The sequence below is a fragment of the Hydrogenophaga sp. ANAO-22 genome (assembly GCF_042466645.1).
GTDB lineage: Bacteria > Pseudomonadota > Gammaproteobacteria > Burkholderiales > Burkholderiaceae_C > Hydrogenophaga.
Genome location: NZ_CP159956.1, coordinates 4,180,705 through 4,202,950 on the forward strand (window position 1 = coordinate 4,180,705; position 22,246 = coordinate 4,202,950).

The 22,246-nt window shown below is 67.3% G+C and carries 22 protein-coding genes and 3 tRNA genes; 11 read left to right on the forward strand and 14 right to left on the reverse strand.

Translation table 11 applies throughout. The features are described 5' to 3' along the window. Positions 1 to 41: 41 nt before the first annotated feature. Positions 42 to 1,070, reverse strand: a complete 1,029-nt coding sequence (ftsY, locus tag ABSY19_RS20110) for a signal recognition particle-docking protein FtsY (protein WP_382155271.1) — start codon at positions 1,068 to 1,070, stop codon at positions 42 to 44. Positions 1,071 to 1,111: 41 nt separating this feature from the next. On the opposite strand from ftsY, the gene ABSY19_RS20115 reads away from it, so the two are divergent. The 5 genes from ABSY19_RS20115 to ABSY19_RS20135 all read left to right on the forward strand — a co-directional run bounded on the left by ABSY19_RS20115 (position 1,112) and on the right by ABSY19_RS20135 (position 5,515). Then, complete coding sequence (locus ABSY19_RS20115; protein WP_382155274.1) at positions 1,112 to 2,575, forward strand: M16 family metallopeptidase; 1,464 nt, start codon at positions 1,112 to 1,114, stop codon at positions 2,573 to 2,575. A gap of 17 nt (positions 2,576 to 2,592) precedes the next feature. After that, on the forward strand, positions 2,593 to 3,930 hold the full coding sequence (locus ABSY19_RS20120; RefSeq protein ID WP_382155277.1) for a M16 family metallopeptidase: 1,338 nt from the start codon (positions 2,593 to 2,595) through the stop codon (positions 3,928 to 3,930). A 20-nt stretch (positions 3,931 to 3,950) separates the two neighbouring features. After that, positions 3,951 to 4,565, forward strand: coding sequence for a 16S rRNA (guanine(966)-N(2))-methyltransferase RsmD (gene rsmD, locus ABSY19_RS20125; RefSeq protein ID WP_382155280.1), 615 nt, complete (start codon positions 3,951 to 3,953; stop codon positions 4,563 to 4,565). Positions 4,566 to 4,601: 36 nt separating this feature from the next. After that, positions 4,602 to 5,120, forward strand: coding sequence for a pantetheine-phosphate adenylyltransferase (gene coaD / locus ABSY19_RS20130; protein WP_382155283.1), 519 nt, complete (start codon positions 4,602 to 4,604; stop codon positions 5,118 to 5,120). Between the two features lie 92 nt (positions 5,121 to 5,212). After that, positions 5,213 to 5,515, forward strand: coding sequence for a YfhL family 4Fe-4S dicluster ferredoxin (locus ABSY19_RS20135; RefSeq protein ID WP_291113989.1), 303 nt, complete (start codon positions 5,213 to 5,215; stop codon positions 5,513 to 5,515). Here the strand turns inward: ABSY19_RS20135 and pth are convergent. The 7 genes from pth to ABSY19_RS20170 all read right to left on the reverse strand — a co-directional run bounded on the left by pth (position 5,461) and on the right by ABSY19_RS20170 (position 11,342). Beyond that, a complete protein-coding gene (gene pth, locus ABSY19_RS20140) occupies positions 5,461 to 6,129 on the reverse strand; it encodes an aminoacyl-tRNA hydrolase (RefSeq protein WP_382155286.1) in 669 nt (222 codons plus the stop codon). The genes ABSY19_RS20135 and pth overlap by 55 nt on opposite strands. Before the next feature lie 71 nt (positions 6,130 to 6,200). Next, positions 6,201 to 6,833: a 50S ribosomal protein L25/general stress protein Ctc gene (locus tag ABSY19_RS20145; protein WP_382155289.1), complete on the reverse strand. Its 633-nt coding sequence runs from the start codon at positions 6,831 to 6,833 to the stop codon at positions 6,201 to 6,203. A gap of 98 nt (positions 6,834 to 6,931) precedes the next feature. Further along, entirely contained in the window at positions 6,932 to 7,906 is a 975-nt protein-coding gene (locus ABSY19_RS20150) for a ribose-phosphate pyrophosphokinase (RefSeq protein WP_291113981.1), read from the reverse strand. Between the two features lie 97 nt (positions 7,907 to 8,003). Beyond that, positions 8,004 to 8,080: transfer RNA gene (locus ABSY19_RS20155), tRNA-Gln, on the reverse strand. 90 nt (positions 8,081 to 8,170) lie between these two features. Next, positions 8,171 to 9,049 carry a 4-(cytidine 5'-diphospho)-2-C-methyl-D-erythritol kinase gene (gene ispE, locus ABSY19_RS20160; protein ID WP_382163885.1) on the reverse strand — a complete coding sequence of 293 codons (879 nt, stop codon included), beginning with the start codon at positions 9,047 to 9,049 and terminating at the stop codon, positions 8,171 to 8,173. Positions 9,050 to 9,063: 14 nt separating this feature from the next. Next, positions 9,064 to 9,570 (reverse strand): lipoprotein insertase outer membrane protein LolB, encoded by a 507-nt coding sequence (locus tag ABSY19_RS20165; RefSeq protein ID WP_382155292.1) that lies wholly within the window; start codon positions 9,568 to 9,570, stop codon positions 9,064 to 9,066. After that, complete coding sequence (locus tag ABSY19_RS20170) at positions 9,567 to 11,342, reverse strand: tetratricopeptide repeat protein (protein WP_382155295.1); 1,776 nt, start codon at positions 11,340 to 11,342, stop codon at positions 9,567 to 9,569. Before ABSY19_RS20170 ends, ABSY19_RS20165 begins: the two co-directional genes overlap by 4 nt. A 92-nt stretch (positions 11,343 to 11,434) precedes the next feature. Here ABSY19_RS20170 and mutM point away from each other — a divergent pair, with 92 nt between their 5' ends. From mutM to mutY, 3 genes are all read left to right on the forward strand, one after another. Then, positions 11,435 to 12,250 (forward strand): bifunctional DNA-formamidopyrimidine glycosylase/DNA-(apurinic or apyrimidinic site) lyase, encoded by an 816-nt coding sequence (gene mutM, locus ABSY19_RS20175; protein ID WP_382155298.1) that lies wholly within the window; start codon positions 11,435 to 11,437, stop codon positions 12,248 to 12,250. A gap of 113 nt (positions 12,251 to 12,363) precedes the next feature. Beyond that, positions 12,364 to 14,310 carry a dynamin family protein gene (locus tag ABSY19_RS20180; protein ID WP_382155301.1) on the forward strand — a complete coding sequence of 649 codons (1,947 nt, stop codon included), beginning with the start codon at positions 12,364 to 12,366 and terminating at the stop codon, positions 14,308 to 14,310. Then, complete coding sequence (gene mutY, locus ABSY19_RS20185) at positions 14,307 to 15,404, forward strand: A/G-specific adenine glycosylase (protein WP_382155304.1); 1,098 nt, start codon at positions 14,307 to 14,309, stop codon at positions 15,402 to 15,404. Before ABSY19_RS20180 ends, mutY begins: the two co-directional genes overlap by 4 nt. Here mutY and rapZ read toward each other — a convergent pair. From rapZ to ABSY19_RS20200, 3 genes are read right to left on the reverse strand one after another with little or no spacing between them, the layout of a single operon-like run. Continuing rightward, the gene (rapZ, locus tag ABSY19_RS20190) at positions 15,401 to 16,324 is read right to left on the reverse strand and encodes an RNase adapter RapZ (protein WP_382155307.1); all 924 of its coding nucleotides are present in this window, start codon (positions 16,322 to 16,324) and stop codon (positions 15,401 to 15,403) included. The genes mutY and rapZ overlap by 4 nt on opposite strands. A 17-nt stretch (positions 16,325 to 16,341) precedes the next feature. After that, complete coding sequence (gene recN, locus ABSY19_RS20195; RefSeq protein ID WP_382155310.1) at positions 16,342 to 17,985, reverse strand: DNA repair protein RecN; 1,644 nt, start codon at positions 17,983 to 17,985, stop codon at positions 16,342 to 16,344. Positions 17,986 to 18,044: 59 nt separating this feature from the next. Then, complete coding sequence (locus tag ABSY19_RS20200; RefSeq protein WP_297394066.1) at positions 18,045 to 18,956, reverse strand: NAD kinase; 912 nt, start codon at positions 18,954 to 18,956, stop codon at positions 18,045 to 18,047. Positions 18,957 to 19,056: 100 nt separating this feature from the next. On the opposite strand from ABSY19_RS20200, the gene hrcA reads away from it, so the two are divergent. The 3 genes from hrcA (at position 19,057) to ABSY19_RS20215 (ending at position 20,279) form a co-directional block, all read left to right on the forward strand. After that, positions 19,057 to 20,076, forward strand: a complete 1,020-nt coding sequence (hrcA, locus tag ABSY19_RS20205; RefSeq protein ID WP_382155312.1) for a heat-inducible transcriptional repressor HrcA — start codon at positions 19,057 to 19,059, stop codon at positions 20,074 to 20,076. 21 nt (positions 20,077 to 20,097) lie between these two features. Beyond that, positions 20,098 to 20,174: transfer RNA gene (locus ABSY19_RS20210), tRNA-Ile, on the forward strand. A 28-nt stretch (positions 20,175 to 20,202) separates the two neighbouring features. Further along, a tRNA-Arg gene (locus tag ABSY19_RS20215) sits at positions 20,203 to 20,279 on the forward strand. 103 nt (positions 20,280 to 20,382) lie between these two features. Here ABSY19_RS20215 and ABSY19_RS20220 read toward each other — a convergent pair. The 3 genes from ABSY19_RS20220 to ABSY19_RS20230 all read right to left on the reverse strand — a co-directional run bounded on the left by ABSY19_RS20220 (position 20,383) and on the right by ABSY19_RS20230 (position 22,149). After that, positions 20,383 to 21,498: a tyrosine-type recombinase/integrase gene (locus tag ABSY19_RS20220; RefSeq protein WP_382155315.1), complete on the reverse strand. Its 1,116-nt coding sequence runs from the start codon at positions 21,496 to 21,498 to the stop codon at positions 20,383 to 20,385. A gap of 217 nt (positions 21,499 to 21,715) precedes the next feature. Beyond that, entirely contained in the window at positions 21,716 to 21,946 is a 231-nt protein-coding gene (locus ABSY19_RS20225; RefSeq protein ID WP_382155318.1) for a hypothetical protein, read from the reverse strand. Then, complete coding sequence (locus ABSY19_RS20230) at positions 21,946 to 22,149, reverse strand: hypothetical protein (RefSeq protein ID WP_382155321.1); 204 nt, start codon at positions 22,147 to 22,149, stop codon at positions 21,946 to 21,948. Before ABSY19_RS20230 ends, ABSY19_RS20225 begins: the two co-directional genes overlap by 1 nt. Positions 22,150 to 22,246 lie beyond the last annotated feature (97 nt).

Sequence of the window (22,246 nt, forward strand, 5' to 3'; positions counted from 1 at the left end):
GGCATGGTGCGCGAAGTATAGGGATGCGCTGCCCGAGGGGCTCAGGCCAGCAGGGCCTGCGCGAATTCGCGCGCGTCGAAGGTTTCGAGGTCTTCGAGCTTTTCGCCGACCCCGATGAAGTAGACCGGCACCGGCTTCTCGCGCGCGATCGCGCAGAGCACGCCGCCCTTGGCGGTGCCGTCGAGCTTGGTGATGACCAGGCCGGTAAGTTGCAGCGCCTCGTCGAAGGCCTTCACCTGCATGAGCGCGTTCTGGCCGGTGTTGCCGTCGATCACCAGCAGCACCTCGTGCGGCGCGCCGGCATCGGCCTTCTGCACCACGCGCTTGATCTTGCGCAGCTCTTCCATCAGGTGCAACTGCGTGGGCAGGCGCCCGGCGGTGTCCACCAGCACCACGTCGCGCCCGCGTGCCTTGCCGGCGGTCACAGCGTCGAAGCTCACGGCGGCTGGGTCGCCGCCTTGCTGGGTGATGATTTCCACCGTGTTGCGGTCGGCCCAGACAGCCAGCTGCTCGCGCGCGGCGGCGCGGAAGGTGTCGGCCGCCGCGAGCAGCACCGAGGCGCCGCTGTCGGCCAGGTGGCGCGTGAGCTTGCCGATGGAGGTGGTCTTGCCCGCGCCGTTGACGCCTGCGACCATGATCACGGTGGGTTTGTGCTCGCCGATCACCAGCGGCTTCTGCAGCGGGGCGAGCAGGTCGGCGATGGCATCCGCCAGCAGGCCCTTGACGGCGGCCGGGTCGGTGGTCTTGCTTTCCTTCACGCGGCGTTTCAGGTCGCTGAGCAGGTGGGTGGTCGCCTTCACGCCGGTGTCGGCCATCAGCAGGGCCGATTCCAGCTCTTCGTAAAGGGCATCGTCGATCTGGGTGCCGGTGAACACCGTGGCGATGCCCGAGCCGGTCTTGCGCAGGCCGGCCTTGAGTTTGTCCAGCCAGCCCTGGCGCGGCGCGGCCGCGGGCGCAGCCGGAGTGGGTGCCGCAGCGGCTGGCGCGGGCGCCGCAGGCGAGGGCGCGGGGGCCTCAGGCAGGGCGGGCGTGGGCGGGGTGAGGGCTTTTTTGCGAAAGAACGAGAACATTTTTCCAACTCTAGAATCCATTGCATTCTATGAAACGCCTTATGCCGCTGACCAAGCAGCGCTGTTCTGCACTCCTGATGGTCCTGGCGATGGCGGGCGGCACCGCGCTGGCCCAGTCGCCCGCCACCCCGGTTTCCCCTCCACCGAGCACCGCCCAGGCACCCCTGGCGCAGCAATTCACGCTGGCCAATGGCCTGACGCTGATCGTGCGGCCCGACCGCCGCGCACCCACCGTGGTCCAGATGCTGTGGGTGCGCGTGGGTGCCATGGACGAGGTCGATGGCACCAGCGGCGTGGCGCACGCGCTGGAGCACATGATGTTCAAGGGCACGCCCGACATCAAGGCGGGCGAATTCTCGCGCCGCGTGGCCGCCTTCGGCGGCATGGACAACGCCTTCACCACGCGCGACGCCACCGCCTACCACCTGCAGATCCCCGCGCGCCGCCTGGAGACCGCGATGCAGCTGGAGGCCGATCGTTTCGCGCGCAACCAGTGGGACGACGACGAGTTCAAGCGCGAGATCGAGGTGATCAAGGAAGAGCGGCGCCAGCGTACCGAAGAGTCGCCGCGCGCCCGCATGTTCGAGGCGCTCAACGCCATGGTCTACCAGGCCCATCCGTACCGCCGGCCCGTGATCGGCTGGATGAGCGACATCGAGGCGATGACGCCCGGCGACGCGCGCGCGTTCTACCGCCGCTGGTACGTGCCGGCGAACGCCGCCCTGGTGATCGCGGGCGACGTGGACGTGGCGCAGGTGCGCGCGCTGGCCGAGAAACACTTCGGCGCGTTGCCCGCCGCGGCCGTGCCCGCGCGCAAGCCGCGCGAGGAGCCCGCCCAGACGGGGCCGCGCCGGCTCGAGTACCGCGCCGTGGCCGACCAGGCCCTGGTCGCGCTGGCGTACAAGGTGCCGCAGTGGCGCGGCGCCGAGGTGGACAACGAGACCGACCGCGATGCCCTCGCGCTGACCGTGCTCTCGGCCGTGCTCGACGGTTACGACGGTGCGCGCCTGGACCGCGCGCTGGTGCAGGGCGTGGGCACGGGCGGCAAGCGGCTGGCCGACAGCGCGGGCTCGTCCTACGGCCTCATGGGCCGGGGCCCGCAGCTCTTCATGCTCACGGCGGTGCCTTCGGCCGGCGTGACGACCGAGATGGCCTCGGCCGCGCTCAAGGCCGAGGTGGCGCGCATCGCCCGCGAAGGCATCCAGGAAGCGGAACTGCAGCGTGTGAAGACGCAGTGGACCGCTGGCGAGATCTACAAGCTCGACTCCGTGGCCAACCAGGCGCGCGAGCTGGGTGGCTACTGGATCAACGGCATGGGCCTGGACGCGGGCGACCGCCTGATGGCCCGCCTGCGCACGGTCACGGCGGCCCAGGTGCAGTTGGTGGCGCAGCGTTATTTTTCCGACGAACAGCTCAGCACGGGCGTGCTGGTGCCCGATCCCTCGCGCCGCGAAGCGGCTTCTGCGGCCCCGGCCGGTCCTCGGCCCGCGCTGACGCGCCACTGAAGCGAGCCGCGTACACCATGACCCTGTTCACCCTGCTGCGGCGAACCCTGCCGGCCCTGCTCTTGCTGAGCACCCTGGGCACCGCCCGGGCCACCATCCCCATCGAACAGTGGACGCACGCCAGCGGCGCGCGCGTGCACCTCATTGCGAGTCCCTCGATCCCCATGCTGGACGTGCAGATCGATTTCGATGGCGGCCGGCGCCGCGATCCCGCGGCCCAGGCCGGCCTGGCAAGTGCGACCGCCGGGCTGCTCTCGGGCGGTGTGGCCGCGCAGCCCGGACTGCCCGCGCTCGACGAGAACCAGCTCAGCGAGGCCTGGGCCGACCTGGGCGCTCAATTCGGTGCCGGCATCACCCTGGATCGCTTCAGCGTTTCACTGCGCACCCTGGCCGAACCCGATCTGCTCGACCGCGCGGTGGCATTGGCCGCGCGCCAGCTGGCCGCACCTGCCTGGCCCGAGCGGGTGTGGCAGCGCGACCGCGAGCGCCTGCTGGCCGCGCTCAAGGAGGCCGAGAACCGACCGGGCACGCAGGCCAGCCGCGCGTTCGGCCGTGCCGTGTATGGCGACCATCCCTATGGGTTCCGGGCCGATGCCGGCACCCTCAACGCGATCCGGGTGGCCGACATGCGCGCGTTCTACCGCCGCCATGTGGTGAGCTGCCGCGCCCAGGTGTCGATGGTGGGGGCGGTGGACCGCGCCACCGCCGACCGCATCGTGGGCCGGTTGATGGCGGCCGTGCAGCCGCATGGGTGTTCGGCCTTGCCCGATCTGCCGCCCGTGCAGCCGCTGGCGAAGGCCGTGGATCAGCGCCTGCCCTTTGTGGCTGCGCAGGCGCAGGTGCTCATCGGCCAGCCTGGCGTGGCCCGCGCCGATCCCGACTTCTTTGCGCTCTATGTGGGCAACTACGTGCTGGGCGGTGGTGGCTTCGTCTCGCGGCTGATGACGGAGGTGCGCGAGAAGCGCGGGCTGACCTACGGTGTGTCCAGCTACTTCCTGACGGCGCGCCAGGCCGGCGCCTTCCAGATCGCCCTGACCACGCGGCCCGACCAGGCGGCGCAGGCGGTGGACGTGGTGCGCGAGGTGGTGCGCGACTTCGTCGCCAAGGGACCGACCGAGGCCGAACTGCAGGCCGCCAAGGACTATCTCATCAACGGCGAAGCCCTGCGGCTCGACAGCAACCGCAAGCTGCTGGACAACGTGGCCAACATCGCCTGGAACGACCTGCCGCTGGACTACCTCGACACCTGGACGAAGGAGATCGAGCGCCTGAGCGTGGCCGACATCCAGCGGGCCTTCGCGCGCGTGCTGCAGCCCGACCGGATGGTCACCGTGGTGGTGGGTGCGCAACCCTGAGGTCGCGTAAGCTCGCTGCCATGAAAAAGCCTGCCCCCAGCGCCGCGCGCGCCGCCGCGAGCGCCCCCCACGAGGTGCGCATCATCGGCGGCCAGTGGAAACGCACCAAACTGCCCGTGGCCGACCGCCCTGGCCTGCGGCCCACGCCTTCGCGCGTGCGCGAAACCCTGTTCAACTGGCTCGGGCAGGACCTGAGCGGCTGGCGCTGCATCGACGCCTTCGCCGGCACCGGGGCATTGGGCCTGGAGGCCGCCTCGCGCGGCGCGGTGGAGGTGGTGCTGGTGGAGCAGGACAGCGCCTTGCTCGCCAACCTGGGCCGCATCACCACCCAGCTCAAGGCCACGGGCGTGCGCGTGGAGCGGGGCGATGGTGTGGCGGCGCTGCGCCAGCGGGCCGGGCAAGGGCTGGATGTGGTGTTCCTGGACCCGCCTTTTGGTGATGGACAGAACGAGGCCTTGTGCGCCGCCGCGCTGGCCGCCGCGCGCCAGGCGGTGCAAGGGGACGGCCTGATCTACCTGGAGGCCCCACGGGCCTGGAGCGGGGACGAACTGGCCCAGATCGGCCTGCAGGTGCACCGGCAAGGCAAGGCCGGGGCGGTGGCCTTTCACCTGTTGCGGCCATTGCCGGCCCAGTGAGGCGTGGCGCGGGGCCCCTCGCGCATAATCTTCGGCATGAGTTCAGCCCTTGCTTCAACCGGCGGTGGTGGCCGCGTGGCGGTCTACAGCGGTACCTTCGACCCCATCACCCTGGGCCATGAGGACGTGGCGCGCCGCGCCGCGCTGCTGTTCGACGAAGTGGTCATCGCGGTGGCCATCGCGCACCACAAGAAGACCCGCTTCACGCTGCAGGAGCGGCTGGACATGGCCGCCGAGGTCGCGTCCCGCATGCCGGGGCGGGTGCGGGTGCTGCCCTTCGAAGGCCTGATCATGGATTTCTGCCGGCAGCATGGCGCGACCGCCGTGGTGCGTGGCATCCGCAACCTCACCGACTTCGACTACGAGGCCCAGATGGCGGCGATGAACCGCAAGCTGAATGCGGCGGTGGAGACGGTGTTCCTGCTGCCGCAGGCCGAGTTGCAGTGCATTTCCAGCACGCTGGTGCGCGAAATCTCGCAGCTGGGTGGTGATGTGTCGCAGATGGTGAGCGGTGCCGTGGCCGCGCGGCTCGCACCCAAGCCCCTGCAGGCTTAGAACATGAGTCCCCACGCTTCACGCTTCGCTGTTTCGCTGCCCCCCGCGGGGGTGCGGCTTTGCTTGGGGCGGCCCTGCGCCGCAGCCTGACCATGGCCTTGCTGATCACCGACGAATGCATCAACTGCGATGTGTGCGAGCCCGAGTGCCCGAACCAGGCCATCTCCATGGGCGAGGACTTCTACGAAATCGACCCGGCGCGCTGCACCGAGTGCGTGGGGCATTTCGACGAGCCGCAGTGTGTGCAGGTCTGCCCGGTGAACTGCATTCCGATCAACCCGGACCACGTCGAGTCGCGCGAGACGCTGTGGGAGAAGTACCAGCGCCTGCAGAAAGCCGGTCAGCCCTTGTCGGCCGCCGGTGACACGGCAGCCCCGCCACCCGCCTCGGCCTGAGGCGCTGGCGTGGTGGCCGGCCGCGGTGGCTTGGGCCGCGGCGGCTTGCTGGTGTGGATCAAGGCCGTGGCCTTGTCCATTTCGCCCGCGATCAACTGCGGCAAGGCCTTGAGCGAGCGATCCAGCGCCTGCGCGATCGCGATGCGGTCATCGGGCGAGGGCTTCTTCAGCACCCAGTTCGCCACTTCGTTCTTGTTGCCCGGGTGGCCGATGCCCACGCGCAGGCGCCAGTAGTCGGCACTGCCGAGCTGCGCGTGAATGTCGCGCAGGCCGTTGTGGCCCGCGTGTCCGCCGCCCTTCTTGAGCTTGGCCTCACCGGGCGCCAGGTCCAGTTCGTCGTGCACCACCAGCACCTCTTCGGGCGCGATCTTGAAGAAGCGCGCGACCGAGGCCACCGACTTGCCCGAGAGGTTCATGAAGGTCTGCGGTTCCACCAGCCAGACGCTCTGGCCGCCCACGTTGGCCCGCGCCACCAGGCCGAAGTGCCCGCGCTCCATCTGCAGGGACACCTTGAGCAGGCGCGCGGCCTCGTCCACCCACCAGAAGCCGGCGTTGTGGCGCGTGTGTTCGTATTCCGGCCCCGGGTTGCCCAGGCCGGCGATGAGTTTGATCATGGGATCGGATTATCGAGGCGGAAAACAAAAAGGCCCGCGGGTGCGGGCCTTTCTGACAGCAGGGGCTGGAATTACTTCTTGCCCTTGCCCTTGGCGGCCTTCTTGTCGTCGGCGGGAGCGGCCACCGGTGCGGCGACCACTTCTTCCACCGGTTCCACCACGGTGGCCACGGTGATGTTCTTGCGGCCGTGCGTCACGAGCTTGACGCCCTTGGCCAGCTTGATGTCGCCAGTGTGCACGGTGGCACCCTTGGTGACTTCACCCAGGTCCACTTCGATGAACTCGGGCAGCTGGGTGGCCAGGCACTCGATTTCGATGTCGTTGAGCACGTGGCTGATCACGCACTTGTCGTTCTTGACGGCCGGCGAGTTGTCGGCGTTCACGAAGTGCAGCGGCACCTTCTTGCGCAGGCGGGTCTTGTCGTCCACGCGCTGGAAGTCCACGTGCAGCACTTGCGGCTTGTACGGGTGGTATTGCACATCGCGCAGCAGAACCTTCTGCACCTTGCCAGCGAGTTCCATGTCGAGGATGGACGAGTGGAACGCTTCCTTCTTCAGGGCGTGCCACAGGGCGTTGTGATCGAGTTCGATCGTGGCGGCCGGCGTGTCACCGCCGAAAACGATACCGGGCGCGCGACCGGTGTTGCGCAGACGGCGGCTCGCACCCGTACCCTGCTTGGCGCGCTCAAAAGCGACGAATTGCATGACTGACTCCTGTGGAGGGGTTCCGCGACCAGAACGCCTCTGTTTCAAAAAAGCCGCCCCCACCATGGAGACGACCCGCTTTTGCTGCCTTCAGCCTCTTAGAAGAGGTTGTCCTGATCGGCAAACAAACTCATGACCGACTCACCCGAGGCGATGCGCGCGATGGTCTCGGCCATCAGCGGTGCCACGGAGAGCTGGCGAATCTTGGAGCAGGCCTGCGCGGCCTGCGAGAGAGGAATGGTGTTCGTCACCACCACCTCGTCCAGGGCACTGCCCTTGGCGATGCGTTCGATGGCCGGGCCCGAGAAGATCGGGTGCGTGCAGTACGCATACACGTTCTTGGCGCCGCGCTCCTTGAGCACCTCGGCGGCTTTGACCAGCGTGCCGGCGGTGTCGATCATGTCGTCCATGATCACGCAGTTGCGGCCTTCGATGTCGCCGATCACGTGCATCACTTCCGACACGTTGGCCTTGGGGCGGCGCTTGTCGATGATGGCCATGTCGCAGTTGAGCTGCTTGGCCAGCGCACGGGCGCGCACCACGCCACCCACGTCGGGCGAGACGATGAGCACGTCGGGGTAGTTCTTCTGGCGCAGGTCGCCCAGCAACACGGGCGAGGCGTAGATGTTGTCGACCGGAATGTCGAAGAAGCCCTGGATCTGGTCGGCGTGCAGGTCCATGGTCAGCACGCGGCTCACGCCCACGGTCTGCAGCAGGTTGGCCACGACCTTGGCCGAGATCGGCACGCGGGCCGAGCGCGGGCGGCGGTCCTGGCGGGCGTAGCCGAAATAGGGGATGACGGCGGAGATGCGCTCGGCCGAGGCGCGCTTGAGCGCGTCGACCATGATGAGCAGCTCCATCAGGTTCTCGTTGGTCGGCGAGCAGGTGGACTGGATCACGAACACGTGGCGCGCGCGCACGTTCTGCGTGATCTCGACCGTGACTTCACCGTCGGAGAAGCGACCCACATTGGCCGCGCCGAGTTGCGTGCCCAGGTGTTGGGCGATTTCGGAGGCCAGCACCGGGTTGGCGTTGCCGGTGAAGATCATGAAATCCGGGGGCTGAACTTGCATGGTGTTCCCAGCTGTCTGAACGACGGATCCAGAAGATCGCCGTCAAAAAAGGCCACCCGGGGGTGGCCGTTCCGGTGCTTGATGTGTTGAAACAGGGTGGCAGGGGAGGAAGGACTCGAACCCTCGCATGCTGGAATCAAAATCCAGTGCCTTTACCAACTTGGCGACTCCCCTACGCAGGTCAATGGTTCGGCGTGATGCCGAACAACCAACCAAAAACGTCGCAGGTTGCGCAACCACTGCCTGGGCTGTGCGCTGCCGATTCTAATCGGTGCACCAGTCGAGCAATGGATGTGCATCCATGTTGCCGCATTCTCGAACCATCCAGTCGCCGGGGGCGTCTGTCAGGTCCACTGCCTGCGGCAGCTGTGCAAACACCGCGGTTCCCGATCCGGTCATTCGCCCTTGCAATCCATGGCTGTCGAGCCATCGAATGCAATGCCCCACATCGGGACAGAGCGCCTGCGCCACGGGTTGAAGATCGTTGTGTCCGAAGGCCAGAACTTTCTGGAGATCGATCACCGCGCCTTCACGCGAGTCATTTGCAGCAAAGCCTTGGATTGTAGCAGTTTTTGTGTCGCGTTTGAGCTCGGGCGAGCCAAAGATGCGTTGGGTGGAGGCGCCCGTGGGTGGCTTGACCACGAGGAAGCGGGTGGGCGACAGGGCCACGGGGGTGAGCTGCTCGCCCACGCCTTCCACCCAGGCGTTGCGCCCGCCGATGAAAAACGGCACGTCGGCGCCCAGTTGCAAACCGATTGCCGCCAGCTGCGACCGCTTCAACCCCAGCCCCCAGAGCCGGTTCAGGGCCAGCAGGGTTGTGGCCGCGTCCGAGGAGCCGCCGCCCATGCCGGCCTCGGCGGGCAGGCGTTTTTCCAGGCCGATGTGCACGCCGTGAGCACAGCCGGTGGCCTGTTGCAGGGCCCGTGCGGCCCGCACAGACAGGTCTTCGGTCGGCAGGTGGCCGGGTGTGAGGTCCTCGCGGCTGATCGCGCCATCGGCCCGGCGCTCGAAATGCAGGTGGTCGCACCAGTCCACCAGCATGAAGATGGACTGCAACAGGTGGTAACCGTCGGCCCGTCGGCCGGTGATGTGCAGAAAGAGGTTGAGCTTGGCGGGCGCAGGCACGTCCAGCAGGCGCCGCACGGGGGCGTGGGAGGTCATGGCTGGAAGACGACGCGCAGTTCGGCGGTGGGCAAGGGGGTGGAGCGGCGTGCCGTGATGCGGCCTTCGGCCTGACGCGACAGATCGGCCTGCCAACCGGGCACATCGCCTTGCTCGCCGCGCAGCCAGCCGAACAGCGCCGCGACCGGCACCGCCGTGCCGCTGAGTTCGGTGGTGAGCTCGTCCAGGTTGCCGCGCCGGGTGACCTGGCCGCCCTGGCGCAACTCGGCGCTCTGGGGCGTCCACACCACGGTCGCCAGCGTGTTGCCCAGGGGCGAGGTGAGTTGCAGCTCGCCTTCGGCGGGGGCGCCGCGCAGGTCGAAAGCGGCGGAAAACGACTGGGGTGGCGCGCTGTCGACTTGAAGGGACAGGCGGCCGCTCCACACCGTTTCGCCAGGCAGTGCCGAGCGAGGCGGTGTGGCGCAAGCCGAGAGCACGGCGGCCAAGGCCAGCACGCCCAAGCGGCCCTGCAGCCTGGGCCAGGGGAAAGCCCGCACGGTCATGGTTTGACTTGCAGGCGTTTGAGGGTGGCCTGCAGGGTTTCGTTGTCGGCCGCGAGAAGCAGGCCTTCGCGCCAGATCTTCAGCGCCTGCTCGCGCTGGCCTTGCACCCACAGCACCTCACCCAGGTGCGCGGCGATTTCCGGGTCGGGCCGTTTGCCGTAGGCGGCCTGCAGGATGGACAGGGCGCGCGCGTTGTTGCCCATGCGGAACTCGACCCAGCCCAGGCTGTCCTGGATGTAGGCATCGCCCGGCGCGAGCGAGACCGCCTTCTCGATCAGTTGTTTGGCTTCCGGCAGGCGCATGTTGCGCTCGGCCAGCGAGTAGCCCAGCGCGTTGTAGGCGTGGTGGTAGTCGGGCTTGAGGGCGATCAGCTGGCGCAGCAGGCGCTCCATGTCGGCCAGTTTCCCGGCCTTCTCGGCCATCATGGCCTGGTCGTAGATCAAGTCGGTGTCTTCAGGGAAGCGGGTGGCGGCCTCGTTGTAGACCTCGTAGGACTGCTGGTAGGCCTTGAAGTCGCGCAGCAACTGCGCTTCGGCGACCAGCTTGAGGCGCACGTCTTCGGGCCGGCGCTCGGGCTGGCCGCGCAACAGCGCGCGGGCCTGGGGCAACTGGCCCTGGCGGGCCAGCAGCGAGGCGCGCCGCATCTGGGCGGCCATGATGTCGTCGGCGTTCTCGATGCGGTCCAGCCAGGCATTGGCCGCGGGAAAGTCGTTCTGCTTTTCCGCGATCTGCGCCATCAGCAGGTAGGCCTGCGTCAGGCCGCGCGCGGTGCGCTCGTCGCCCGACTGGCGCGCCAGCGCCATGTACTTCTGCAGCGACGCCGTGGCGGGCGCCAACGCGTTGTCTTGCGCCTGCAGCGAGGCCAGCAGCAACCAGGGCTCAGCCTGGTCGGGTTGGCGCGCGGTGAGCGCTTCGAGTTGCGCACGCGCTTCGCTGTTGCGTTGCAGGTCCACCAGGATGCGGGCATAGGCCAGCGCCACGGCGGTGTCGCCCGGCGTGGCGGCATTGCCGGTCTGCAGCTGTTGCCGCACGATGGCCTCGGCGTCGTTTTGCCCGCGCTCCATCAATTCCAGCGCGAGCAGGGCCGGGTAGGGCGATGCAGGATCGATCGCATGGCCTTCGCGCGCCGCCGCGAGGGCCGGGGGCAACTGGTCCTGCGCCAGCTCCATGCGGCCCACGGTGGTCCAGGCCGCCGCGGCATGGAAGGGTTGTTTGAGCGAGGGCGCCAGGGCCTCGCGCACCACGGTCGCGGCCAGGGCCTTGTCGGCAATGCGCCCGTAGGTTTGTGGGATGGCATTGATGGTGTCGTTGCGCTCGGTCACCGGGCTGGCTTGCAGGATGGCCTGCAGCACCGGGCCGGTCTCGCCCACGCGGTTGAGCGCCAGCAGGATCTGCAGCACGAAGCGGTTGGCTTCCGGGCTGTTCGGAATTTCCTGGGCCCAGGCGCGCGCCGCGGTCAGCGCGGCCTCGCCCGAGCGGGCCTGCAAGGCCACATCCACCGCGCGCCGGTACAGCTCCGGATCCTTCTGGCGGCGTGCCGCGTCCAGGATGAGCGAATAGCCCGTGCCCGGCTCACCCGCGCTGACATTGAGTTCGCCCAGCAGCAGTTGGTAGAAGAGGGGCGCGTTGAGGGCCGAATTGACCACGGCGGGCCCGCTTGCGGGGGGCTGGGCGGCGGCTGCGGGTGGCGCGGCCGGTGGGGCAGGCTGCGCGGCCGCGCCAAAAGCCAAGCCCAAGAGAACCAGGGTCGCGGTGCGGTGCAAGGTGTTCATCGGGTCATGATAATGGGAAGGGTTCAGGGGCACGGGGGTGTGACCCCAAGACCGCACCGGCGTTCCGGCCCCCTGCAGAAAAACCACCCACCATGCCCGAATTGCCCGAAGTCGAAGTCACGCGCCGCAGCTTTGCCGACCGCATCGCGGGCGCCCAGGTGCGCGCTCTTTCCCTGGGCAAGCCGCTGCGCTGGCCCCTGGGCTGTGAGCCTTCGAGCCTGGCCGGGCGTCAGGTGCGCTCGGTGGCGCGGCGCGGCAAGTACCTTCTGGTGCATCTGGACGAGGGGGTGTTGCTGCTGCACCTGGGCATGTCGGGCAGCCTGCAGTTCGCTCCCAGCCTGCCGCCGCGCGGCGTGCACGACCACTTCGAACTGTTGACCAGCCACGGGGTGCTGCGCCTGCACGATCCGCGCCGCTTTGGTGCGGTGGTCTATGCCCCGTCTCTGGAGGACGCCCGGGTGCTCAAGCTGCTGGGCGGCCTGGGGGTCGAGCCCCTGGAGATCGGCTTCGACGCAGTGAGTTTCCACCGGGCCCTGAAGCTGCGGCGCTCCGCCATCAAGCAGGTGCTGATGGCGGGCGACATCGTCGTGGGCGTGGGCAACATCTATGCGTCGGAGGCGCTGTTCATGTCGGGCATTCACCCCGCGCTGCGCGCCGATCGCCTGAGCAAGCCCCGCGCGGCGCGGCTGCACGCGGCCATTGTGTCGGTGTTGCAGCGAGCGGTGGCGTTGGGAGGCAGCACCTTGCGCGACTTCTCCAGTGCCGAAGGGCAGAGCGGCTACTTCCAGCTCGATGCCATGGTCTATGGCCGCGAGGGCCAGCCCTGCCGGGTCTGCGGGACGCCGGTCAAGGCGATGCGGCAGGGCCAACGGTCCACATTCTTCTGCCCCGTGTGTCAGAAAAAGTGACGCGCCAGCGGTGCGGTTTTGTGCCCGGGCGCCCGGCTGTCGGTCTTTCCGACCGGTCAGCTTTCTCCTGTGTGCCGATGCTATATTGACCCATTGACAGAGACACAAGGCCCATGAGCTTCAACCAGGAATTCGATCAGCACGGTGTGTGGCGCAAGCAGTTTGCCTTGCGCCTGAAGCTGTTGTCCGAATGGTTGACCGACCACGACCTCATGGAGTCCGGCGTGCGCGAGCGCCTCGACCAGCTGCATGCGCAGGTCAAGAACGACAAGATCATGGTGGCCTTCGTGGCCGAGTTCTCGCGCGGCAAGTCCGAGCTGATCAACGCGGTGTTCTTCGCCGGTTATGGCCGTCGCATCATGCCCGCCAGCGCCGGGCGCACCACCATGTGCCCCACCGAGCTGGGCTATGACGCGGAAGTGCCGCCGTGCCTGCGCCTGCTGCCCATCGAAACCCGCCTGCAGCCGCAATCCCTGCTGGACTGGCGCAATGCGCTGGAGAAGTGGGAGCGGGTCGATCTCGACGTGAACGACCCCAAGCAGCTGGCGCGCGCGATCCAGAAAGTGGCCGAGGTGCGCCGCGTGACGCAGGCGGAAGCGGCGGCGCTGGGGTTCTGGCACGACGAGGTGCCCGAAGACAACCCCTTGCCTGGCCCGGACGGCCTGATCGAGGTGCCGAAATGGCGGCATGCCTTGATCAACATGGCGCACCCCTTGCTCAAGCAAGGCCTGGTGATTCTCGACACCCCGGGCCTCAACGCCATCGGCGCCGAACCGGAGCTCACCGTGAGCCTGCTGCCGCAGGCGCACGCGGTGGTGTTCATCCTCGCGGCCGACACCGGCGTGACCAAGTCCGACCTGACCATCTGGCGCCAGCACCTTGCGGTGCTGGGCGAGGGGCGCGAGTCCCGGCTGGTGGTGCTCAACAAGATCGACACCATGTGGGACGCACTGAGCTCGCCCGAGCAGGTGCAGTTGCAGATCGCTTCGCAGCGCACCGACTCAGCCGAGATCCTTGGCCTGTCGCCGCGCCAGGTGCTGGCGGTGTCGGCGCAGAAGGGCCTGCTGGCCAAGGTGCACCGCGACAAGAAGCTGCTGGCGGCCAGCAACCTGATGGAGCTGGAGACCGCTCTGGGCGTGGATCTGCTGGGTCAGCGCCGCAAGATCCTGGGCGCGGCCGTGGCCAATGGCATCCAGGCGCTTCGCTCGGAAACCGGCCGCATGGTGCACACCCGAGCGCGCGACCTGGTGGAGCAGATCCAGGAACTCGAAGGCTTGCGCGGCAAGAACACCGGTGTGATCAAGCAGATGCGCCTGCGCATCGAGCAGGAGCAGGCCGACTTCGATGCGAGCGGTGCCAAGATCCAGGCGGTGCGCTCGGTGCACCTGCGCCTGCTCAAGGACCTGTTCGCCATGCTCAGCTCTTCCCATCTCAAGGCCGAGGTGGCGACCCTGGGCAAGGCCTTGAAGCAGCCCGGCATCAAGCTGGGCGTGCGCCGCGCCTACGACCACACCTTCGACCGCCTGCGCACCGACATGGGCAAGGCCGATCGCATGGCGGGTGACATCCAGTCCATGCTGGAAGGCAGCTTCAAGAACCTCAATGCCGAGTACGGTTTCTCGCTGCAGGCGCCCACGCCGCCGCGCCTGGGACAGTACGTGAAAGACCTCGACCTGATCGAGAAAAGCCACCTGCAGTACCTCAGCCTGGGCAACGCGCTGCGCCTGGCGCAGCCCGAGTTTGCCGAGCGCCTGGCGCGTGCGCTCATGAGCCGGCTTCGCGTGGTGTACGACACCGCGGTCAACGAGGTGGAGCTGTGGAACAAATCCGCCGCCGCCCAGCTCGACGCGCAGTTGCGCGAGCGCCGCCGCAATTTCAGCCGGCGCATCGAGGCCGTGTCGCGCATCCAGCAGGCCGCTGGTGGTCTGGACGAACGCATCCGGGAGCTGCAATCGCACCAGGCCGAGCTGAATCAGCTCGACGTTAAACTGGCCGAGCTCACTGACCACCTGCTGGCCGCACCCGAAGAAGAACCCTCCGACGAAGCGCTCGCGGCATGAGCGCCGAGGCGATTTCGGTGGACCCCGTGGGGGCGGCACTGCCCATCACTTTTGCACCCCGGCTCATCGAATGGCAGCGCCATTCGGGCCGCAGTGGCCTGCCCTGGCAGAACACCCGAGATCCCTACCGGGTGTGGCTGTCGGAGGTCATGCTGCAGCAGACCCAGGTCAGCACCGTGCTGTCCTACTACCCCCGTTTCCTGGAGCGCTTCCCCGACGTGCGCGCCCTGGCCGCGGCCTTGCCCGATGACGTGATGGCGCTGTGGAGCGGCCTGGGCTACTACAGCCGTGCGCGCAACCTGCACCGCTGCGCGCAGGCGGTGGTGAGGGACCACCACGGTGTGTTCCCCGATACGGCCGAGCAACTTGAGACCCTGCCGGGCATCGGTGCCTCCACCGCCGCGGCGATCGCGGCGTTCTGCCACGGCGAGCGCATCTCCATCCTCGATGGGAATGTGCGCCGGGTGTTGTCGCGCCTGCTCGCCTTCGAAGGCGACCTGGCGCAGGCCGGGCCACAGCGCGAACTCTGGTCACTCGCCCAGGCCTTGTTGCCGGAAGCCCCCACGCGCGAGGACATGACGGCCTACACGCAGGGTTTGATGGACCTGGGCGCGACGGTGTGTCAGCGCACCAAGCCGCTGTGCGGGCGCTGCCCGGTGCAGATGATGTGCCGCGCGCACGGGACGGATCAGATTTCGCGCTTCCCGGTCAAGACCCGCCGTGTGGCACGCCGTTTCGAGAACTGGTGGCTGTTGCTGGTGCGGGGCACCGGTGCCGATGGGCAACAAGCCTTCTGGCTGGAGCGCCGGCCCGCACCCGGCATCTGGGCCGGGCTGTACTGCCCACCCGTGTTCGCCGATGAGCCGGCCTTGCAGGCGTCGCTGTCATCCGGGTTTGCCCGGCGGCTGCAGCCGCTCGAGCCGGTGTCGCACAGCCTTACCCACCGGGAGTTGCGCCTGCACCCCTTGCTGCTGGATCTGCGGGAAGGTCAAGAGTCGGACGGTTTGCCCGAAGGCCAATGGGTGCCCGCAGGCGCCTTGATCGACCACGGTCTGCCGACGCCTGTGCGCCAGCTGTTGTCGGCCTTGAGTTAACTCAGCTCAGCCGCCTGGCTCGCCGGCCCGGGCCAGTTGTCGTCTTCGCGGTGGCGCACGCGCGTGAACCAGTCGGGCGCGAAGGTGTCGGCCAGCCGCTCCACCAGGTACACCGAGCGGTGCTGGCCGCCGGTGCAGCCGATCGCCACCGTCACGTAGCTGCGGTGGTCGCGCAGCATCTGTGGCAGCCAGTGGCGCAGGAAGGTGGTGATCTGCTCTTCCATCTGCCCCACCTCGGGCTGGGCCGCGAGGTACGCGGCCACCGGGGCATCAAGCCCGCTCAAGGGTTTGAGTTCGGGTTCGTAGTGCGGGTTGGGCAGCATGCGCACGTCGAACACGAAGTCGGCGTCCATGGGAATGCCGCGCTTGAACGCGAAGGACTCGAACACCAGCGTCAGGGGCGCCTGTGTCGCACCGAGCAGGTCCTTGATCTGGCTGCGCAGGCGCGTGGGACGGATCAGGCTGGTGTCGAGCACGAGCGCCTGCTCTCGCAATTCGGCCAGCAGCTCGCGTTCGTGTTCGATCGCGTCGGTCAGCGCGCGGTGCTGGTCGTGGGCCTGCTTGAGCGAGAGGGGGTGCAGGCGGCGCGTTTCCGAGAAGCGGCGCACCAGCGTGTCGGTGGTGGCGTCCAGGAACACCGTGGTGAGGTGCACCGGCCGGTGGGCGCGGCGCTGCAGCTGGGCCAGGCGTCTGGGCAGGCCCGGCAGCGAGGCGGCACTGCGCACATCCATGGCGATGGCCACCCGGGGTGCCTGGTTGCTCTGCTCCAGTTCGATGAAGGACTCGAGCAATTCGGGTGGCAGGTTGTCCACGCAGTAGAAGCCCACGTCTTCGAGCGCGGTGAGCGCCACCGATTTGCCCGAGCCGGACATGCCGGTGATCAGGACCAGGTGGATCGGGGTGTCGTCAATCGGGTTCATGGCGGCGGCTGCGTTCTTCACACGGCCAGCATTTCGCGGGCATGCGCCAGCGAGATTTCGGACTGTTCGCCACCGCCCAGCATGCGGGCGAGTTCGCGCACGCGCGCGTCGGTGGCGATGGGCTCGACGGTGCTCTGGGTCTGGCGACCCACGGCCTGCTTGCTCACGAGCAGGTGGTGGTCGGCGCAAGCGGCCACCTGGGGCAGGTGGGTCACGGCGAGCACCTGGCGGTCCTTGCCGAGTTGGCGCAGCAACTGGCCCACGGTGTGGGCCACGGCCCCACCGATGCCCGAGTCCACCTCGTCGAAGATCAGCGTGGGCGCCTGGCCCAAGCGGCTGGTGACGACCGAGATGGCCAGGGCGATGCGAGACAGCTCACCGCCCGAAGCCACCTTGCCGACCGGCTTGGGTGTGGCGCCCGCGTGGCCGGCGACGCGGAACTCGACCTGCTCCGCGCCCTGGGCCTGCGGTTCTTCCAGCGGCAGCAAGGTCACTTCGAACACTCCGCCTTGCATGCCCAGCGTCTGCATGGTGGCGGTGACGGCCTTGGACAGTTTGGGCGCGGCCTTCTGCCGTTCCTTGCTGATGGCCTGCAAGGCGGTGCCAAAGGTTTTCCAGTCGGCGCGCTCGGCGCGTTGCAGAGCTTCGATGTCCAGCGCCTGATCCACCTGGGCGAGTTCGGCCTTCCATTGCGCGTGCACCTCGGCCAGCTCTTCCGGGGTGCGGCGGTAGCGCCGCGCCAGCGAGACCCAGAGCGACAGGCGCTGGTCCAGCACTTCCAGGCTGGCGGGGTCCTGTTCGGTGTGGCGGCTGTACTGGTGCAGGCTGTGCACGGTGTCCTGCACCTGAGCGAGCGCGGCCTCCAGCGCTTCGATGGCGCTGGCGAACTGCGGCTCGATGTGGGCCTGCGCCTGAAGGGCCGAGAGTGCGCGGTGGATCAGGGCGGCGGCGTTGGTATCGTCTTCGTCCAGCGCGTTCGCGGCGACCTGGGCGGCGTCCAGCAGGCCCTGGGCGTTGGCCAGCCGGCTGTGCTGGGTATTGAGCTCTTCCCATTCACCCGGCTGAGGGCCCAGCTTGTCGAGTTCCGCGATCTGCCAGGCAAGGCGTTCGCTTTCCTGCTGCAGCGTGGCCTGTTTTTCGGTGGCGGCGTCCAGCGCCTTGCGGCGTTGGCGCCACTGTGCCCAGGCCCGGGCCGCTGGCGCGGTGTCGATGCCGGCGTAGGCGTCGAGCAGGTCGCGCACCGCATCGGCGCGCGTGAGGCTTTGCCAGGCGTGCTGGCCGTGAATGTCCACCAGGCCATCGGCCAGGGCCTTGAGCTGGGTCACGGTGGCCGCGCTGCCATTGATCCAGGCCCGACTGCGGCCCTCGGTGTCCACGGTGCGGCGCAGCAGCAGGCCGTCTTCGACGGGAAATCCCTGTTCCTCCAGCCACGGCGTGAGCGAAGCGGGGGCATCGAACTCGGCCGCGATGTCGCAGCGCGCCGCACCTTCGCGCACCACGCCGCTTTCCGCGCGCGCGCCCAGCGCGAGCTGCAGGGCGTCGATCAGGATGGACTTGCCGGCGCCCGTTTCCCCGGTGAGCACACCAAAGCCGGAGCCGAGCTCCAGTTCGAGGGACTGCACGATGACGAAGTCGCGCAAAACGATGCGTCTGAGGCTCATGGGTGTAAGAGGCGCGGCGTTGATGAAATGGGAGCGCAGCCGCTATTCTGACCGGGCTTTCAGGCCCCTTCGTTCCAGTGCAGCTTTTTGCGCAAGGTGTCGAAGTAGGTCCAGCCCACCGGGTGCAGCAAGCGCAGCGCATGTTCGGAGCGGCGCACCACGATGCGGTCGCCATGCAGCAGGCTGGTGAGCGTCTGCATGTCGAAGTTGGCGCTGGCGTCGCGACCCGAGACGATCTCCACCGCGATCTCGCTGTGCGAAGGAATCACCACCGGCCGGTTGGACAGCGTGTGTGGCGCAATCGGCACCATCACCCAGCCGCCGATGCCGGGGTGGAGCAGGGGGCCACCGGCCGACAGGGCATAGGCGGTGGAGCCGGTGGGCGACGCGATGATGAGGCCGTCGGCGCGCTGGTTGGCCACGAAATGGCCGTCCACCTCCACGCGCAACTCGATCATGCTCGCCACGCCGCCCCGGTTGACCACCACGTCGTTGAGCGCCGTGGCCTCGAACACGCAACGGCCATCGCGCCAGACCGTGGCCGCCATCAGCGCGCGCGCGTCTTCCTCGAACTCGCCGCGCAGCATGGGGCGCAGCTTTTCCTGGTAGCTGTCAAAAGGAATGTCGGTGATGAAGCCCAGCCGACCCTGGTTGATGCCCACCAGTGGCACGCCATAACGCGCGAGCTGGCGCCCGATGCCGAGCATGGTGCCGTCGCCGCCGACCACCAAGGCGAGGTCGCAAGCTTTGCCCATGGCCGGCACGTCGAGCGCCGGATACTGCAGCAAGCCCGTGTTGGCGGCGGTTTCCTTTTCCAGCGAAACGTCGCAGCCTTCGTCGTGCAGGAAGTGCGCGATCTCGTCCACCGCATTGCGCGCACCGGGTGCGTGGTACTTGCCCACAATGACGACATGCGCAAAACGCAGGGGCCGGTTCCATCGGGCGGTCGTGGACCGGGTGTCGGTTGACATGCTCATTCGGAAATTACAACACAGCTTTCCTGTGGTGGAATGGCATAAAACCCTGTGCGTCGGCGGTACCGTCGGGGGCATCCGTCCTTAGAATGAAGCCATGTTGGATGACCGCGCCAAGTTGTTGCTCAAAGCCCTCGTCGAGCGTTACATCGCCGACGGCCAGCCCGTGGGCTCGCGCACGCTCGCCAGGGCCGCCGGCATGGAGCTGTCGCCGGCCACCATCCGCAACGTGATGAGCGATCTCGAGGAGCTTGGGCTGATCGCGAGCCCGCACACCTCGGCTGGCCGCATCCCCACGGCCCGTGGCTACCGGCTGTTTGTGGACACCATGCTCACGGTGCGCCGCGAAAGCCTGCCTACGGTGAGCGACATGGGTGCCCCGGGCATCGAGGCGGGGCAGCCACATCGCGTCATCAGCAACGCCGCGCAGATGCTGTCCAACCTGTCGCAGTTCGTGGGCGTGGTCATGGCACCGCGGCGCGCCTCGGTGTTCCGCCACATCGAATTCCTCAGCCTGTCCGAACGGCGCGTGCTCGTGATCATCGTGTCGCCCGAGGGCGACGTGCAGAACCGCATCATCCACACGCAGGTCAACTTCACCCAGCCACAACTGCTGGAAGCTGCCAACTTTCTCAATGCCCATTACTCCGGCCTCACCATGGAGGCGGTGCGCGAGCGCCTCAAGACCGAGGTGGACGCCCTGCGCGGCGAGATCGCCGATCTCATGAAGGCGGCGGTCGATATCGGAGCCGAGGCCAGCGAGGCCCAGGACGAGGTGGTGGTGTCGGGCGAACGAAACCTGCTCTCCGTCAGCGAGTTCTCCAGCGACATGGGCAACCTGCGCCGCATGTTCGACCTGTTCGAGCAGAAGACCCAGCTGATCCGTTTGCTCGATGTGTCGGCCCAGGCCGATGGCGTGCGCATCTACATCGGCGGTGAAAGCCAGGTCGTGCCCTACGAAGACCTGTCTGTGGTGACTGCCCCTTATGAGGTGGACGGCCAGGTGGTGGGCACGCTGGGTGTGATCGGCCCCCAGCGCATGTCGTACGAGCGCATGATCCAGATTGTTGATGTCACGGCCAAGCTGGTTGGTAACGCGCTCAGCCACCACAAATAAGCCCCCCTACAATCCTTGGGCGGGCCGTTAGCTCAGTTGGTTAGAGCAGAGGACTCATAATCCTTTGGTCGTTGGTTCAAGTCCAACACGGCCTACCAAAAAAATGCTGCTATAATTCGAGGCTTCGCGGCTGTAGCTCAGTTGGATAGAGTACTTGGCTACGAACCAAGGGGTCGTGGGTTCAATTCCTGCCAGCCGCACCACTTTTTACTAAGTAGAACAACGGGTTAGCTCCAAAAGGGTTAACCCGTTTTTCTTTGCTGCGCGACTTTCTGCGCGACTTTTCTCAGCCGCTTCGTTCCTCTCTCACCCGTTCACGATGCGAAGCAGGGTCGTTCGGTCTCTCGTCTGGGCCACGCTGTTGGCTGCATCCAACAACCGCGCCACGGTGGCCGTGGCGTAGTGTTCAGGCATGTCCTCAACAGCGTGACCCAGCAGCAACGCCCGATCTTCCTTGCTCACGCCGGCATCGCGCAGCCGCTGGCCGTAGGTGTGGCGCAGGTCATGTACCCGCACCGTCTCCAGCCCTGCAGCCTTGCGGCCGGCCTGGTACGCGTTGGTGTTCATCGTCCCGATCCGGTGATACTGCATCGCCGGCGCGAGGTCGAGATTCTTCACGCGCTCCCGCCTGTAAACGAACACATAGTCGGGGTGCCTTCCACGTTGGCGCTGCGCAATGTCCCATGCCCTGTCGTTCAATACCAACACGTGTGAGCGGTTGGTCTTGAAGTACTCGGGCGGGATCACGAACACGCTGCGCTTCAGCTCCGGCACCGGCCGTTCCCATTCCCACCGCAGGCCGCACACGTTCTCGTCGCGGGCGCCGGTGTTGACGGTGAAGTCCACCATCTCCGCCAGGTGATCAGGCAACCTCGGTAGTAGTTTCGCCTGCTCTGCCCACGAGATCGGTCTCGGCGCTCGGGCCTGGGCCGCCTCGTCCAGCATCTCGATGAGAGGGGCCGCTCCAATCCAGGGCTTGCCTCGATCGCGCCACACGCGTGCGGCGCGGTTCGTGACCGTTCGGACCACTTCCAGCGACCTGTTGACGGTGGCATTCTTCACGCCTTCATCCAGTCGGTCGTTGATGAACTCCTCAAGGCTCTCCGTGCAGACCTCCCACATCGGCTTGTCGCCGATGTAGGGCAGCAGGATGTCGACGTGGTACGCGATCGTGTCCAGCGAGCGCGCTTTGCGCTGCTGGCACTCGATCAGGTACTTCCTCGCGCCATCCGCCCACACGCGTTCAGCACCGTTTCGAAGCTCCTGCGCGGCGATGTCGTCTCGCCTTCGCCGGAGTTCGGCTTCTGCGTCCGCCTGGCTGACCTTGCCGAGTCTCTCGAAGATTCGTTGGCCCTTGTAGACCTGGTTGAGCGTCCGGCTCCCGTCATCGTTGAGCTGGATTCCTCTTGTCCGGGTTCGCATATTTCGTCCTTTCTCTTTTGCGGTCCCGGGCGTCCATGGGTCGCAATATACGCGTCGAGCAACTCGTCGAGCTCGTGGCGGTCGTAGGCGAGGCTCTTCGGCCCCAGGGGCACCTCAGTGAGGTGGGGCCGGAATTCGGCGTTGAACTTGTTCCTGTCCACGCCGCAGTACGCCGGTGCGAGCTTCTGCCGGATCATTCGGGCTTGGAATCCGATCGTCATTTCAGCAACCACACCCAGATCCCCAGCAGGCTCGATACCGTGAAGGCGATCTGTTGTCCGAGCAGGCCCCAGTGCCGGTGAATGCACGCGAAGGTGATCCAGCCGGCGTTGCTGGCGAGGTAGGCCACGAAACCCCAGCCCGCGTGGGGCCCGTTCAAGGCCAGCAGCACGGTGCCCAGGACGCCAAAGGCCGCCGCAGCGAGCTCGATTGCAAGACGCGTGCTCATCAAAGCCCTCCGTTTCTGAACCACTTTTTCCAGAGCGAACGGCTGCGGGGATCCCAGATGCACAGGAGTCCGGCGGGGATCAACAGCAGGGTGAACAGGGCACGCCGCCAACCGAAGATCACGATGGCGAGCACCAGAGCGGCCAGAATCGCCCAGGTTAAAGGGTGCAGCAGCACGCTGAACCAGAAGGGGAATCCGTGCATCACGCACCTCCATTCATGCTGTTCGCCCTGGTGACGGTGGTCAACTTTGCTTTTCTAAGTTGTCGACGCGCGCGCAGCCAGATGCGGTTCCTGATCG

Excerpts from the sequence above, each read along its gene's own strand:
- ftsY (WP_382155271.1), bottom strand. The coding sequence starts at position 1,070 with ATGTTCTCGTTCTTTCGCAAAAAAGCCCTCACCCCGCCCACGCCCGCC.
- ABSY19_RS20115 (WP_382155274.1), top strand. The coding sequence starts at position 1,112 with ATGCCGCTGACCAAGCAGCGCTGTTCTGCACTCCTGATGGTCCTGGCG.
- ABSY19_RS20120 (WP_382155277.1), top strand. The coding sequence starts at position 2,593 with ATGACCCTGTTCACCCTGCTGCGGCGAACCCTGCCGGCCCTGCTCTTG.
- rsmD (WP_382155280.1), top strand. The coding sequence starts at position 3,951 with ATGAAAAAGCCTGCCCCCAGCGCCGCGCGCGCCGCCGCGAGCGCCCCC.
- coaD (WP_382155283.1), top strand. The coding sequence starts at position 4,602 with ATGAGTTCAGCCCTTGCTTCAACCGGCGGTGGTGGCCGCGTGGCGGTC.
- ABSY19_RS20135 (WP_291113989.1), top strand. The coding sequence starts at position 5,213 with ATGGCCTTGCTGATCACCGACGAATGCATCAACTGCGATGTGTGCGAG.
- pth (WP_382155286.1), bottom strand. The coding sequence starts at position 6,129 with ATGATCAAACTCATCGCCGGCCTGGGCAACCCGGGGCCGGAATACGAA.
- ABSY19_RS20145 (WP_382155289.1), bottom strand. The coding sequence starts at position 6,833 with ATGCAATTCGTCGCTTTTGAGCGCGCCAAGCAGGGTACGGGTGCGAGC.
- ABSY19_RS20150 (WP_291113981.1), bottom strand. The coding sequence starts at position 7,906 with ATGCAAGTTCAGCCCCCGGATTTCATGATCTTCACCGGCAACGCCAAC.
- ABSY19_RS20165 (WP_382155292.1), bottom strand. The coding sequence starts at position 9,570 with ATGACCGTGCGGGCTTTCCCCTGGCCCAGGCTGCAGGGCCGCTTGGGC.
- ABSY19_RS20170 (WP_382155295.1), bottom strand. The coding sequence starts at position 11,342 with ATGAACACCTTGCACCGCACCGCGACCCTGGTTCTCTTGGGCTTGGCT.
- mutM (WP_382155298.1), top strand. The coding sequence starts at position 11,435 with ATGCCCGAATTGCCCGAAGTCGAAGTCACGCGCCGCAGCTTTGCCGAC.
- ABSY19_RS20180 (WP_382155301.1), top strand. The coding sequence starts at position 12,364 with ATGAGCTTCAACCAGGAATTCGATCAGCACGGTGTGTGGCGCAAGCAG.
- mutY (WP_382155304.1), top strand. The coding sequence starts at position 14,307 with ATGAGCGCCGAGGCGATTTCGGTGGACCCCGTGGGGGCGGCACTGCCC.
- rapZ (WP_382155307.1), bottom strand. The coding sequence starts at position 16,324 with ATGAACCCGATTGACGACACCCCGATCCACCTGGTCCTGATCACCGGC.
- recN (WP_382155310.1), bottom strand. The coding sequence starts at position 17,985 with ATGAGCCTCAGACGCATCGTTTTGCGCGACTTCGTCATCGTGCAGTCC.
- ABSY19_RS20200 (WP_297394066.1), bottom strand. The coding sequence starts at position 18,956 with ATGTCAACCGACACCCGGTCCACGACCGCCCGATGGAACCGGCCCCTG.
- hrcA (WP_382155312.1), top strand. The coding sequence starts at position 19,057 with ATGTTGGATGACCGCGCCAAGTTGTTGCTCAAAGCCCTCGTCGAGCGT.
- ABSY19_RS20220 (WP_382155315.1), bottom strand. The coding sequence starts at position 21,498 with ATGCGAACCCGGACAAGAGGAATCCAGCTCAACGATGACGGGAGCCGG.
- ABSY19_RS20225 (WP_382155318.1), bottom strand. The coding sequence starts at position 21,946 with ATGAGCACGCGTCTTGCAATCGAGCTCGCTGCGGCGGCCTTTGGCGTC.
- ABSY19_RS20230 (WP_382155321.1), bottom strand. The coding sequence starts at position 22,149 with ATGCACGGATTCCCCTTCTGGTTCAGCGTGCTGCTGCACCCTTTAACC.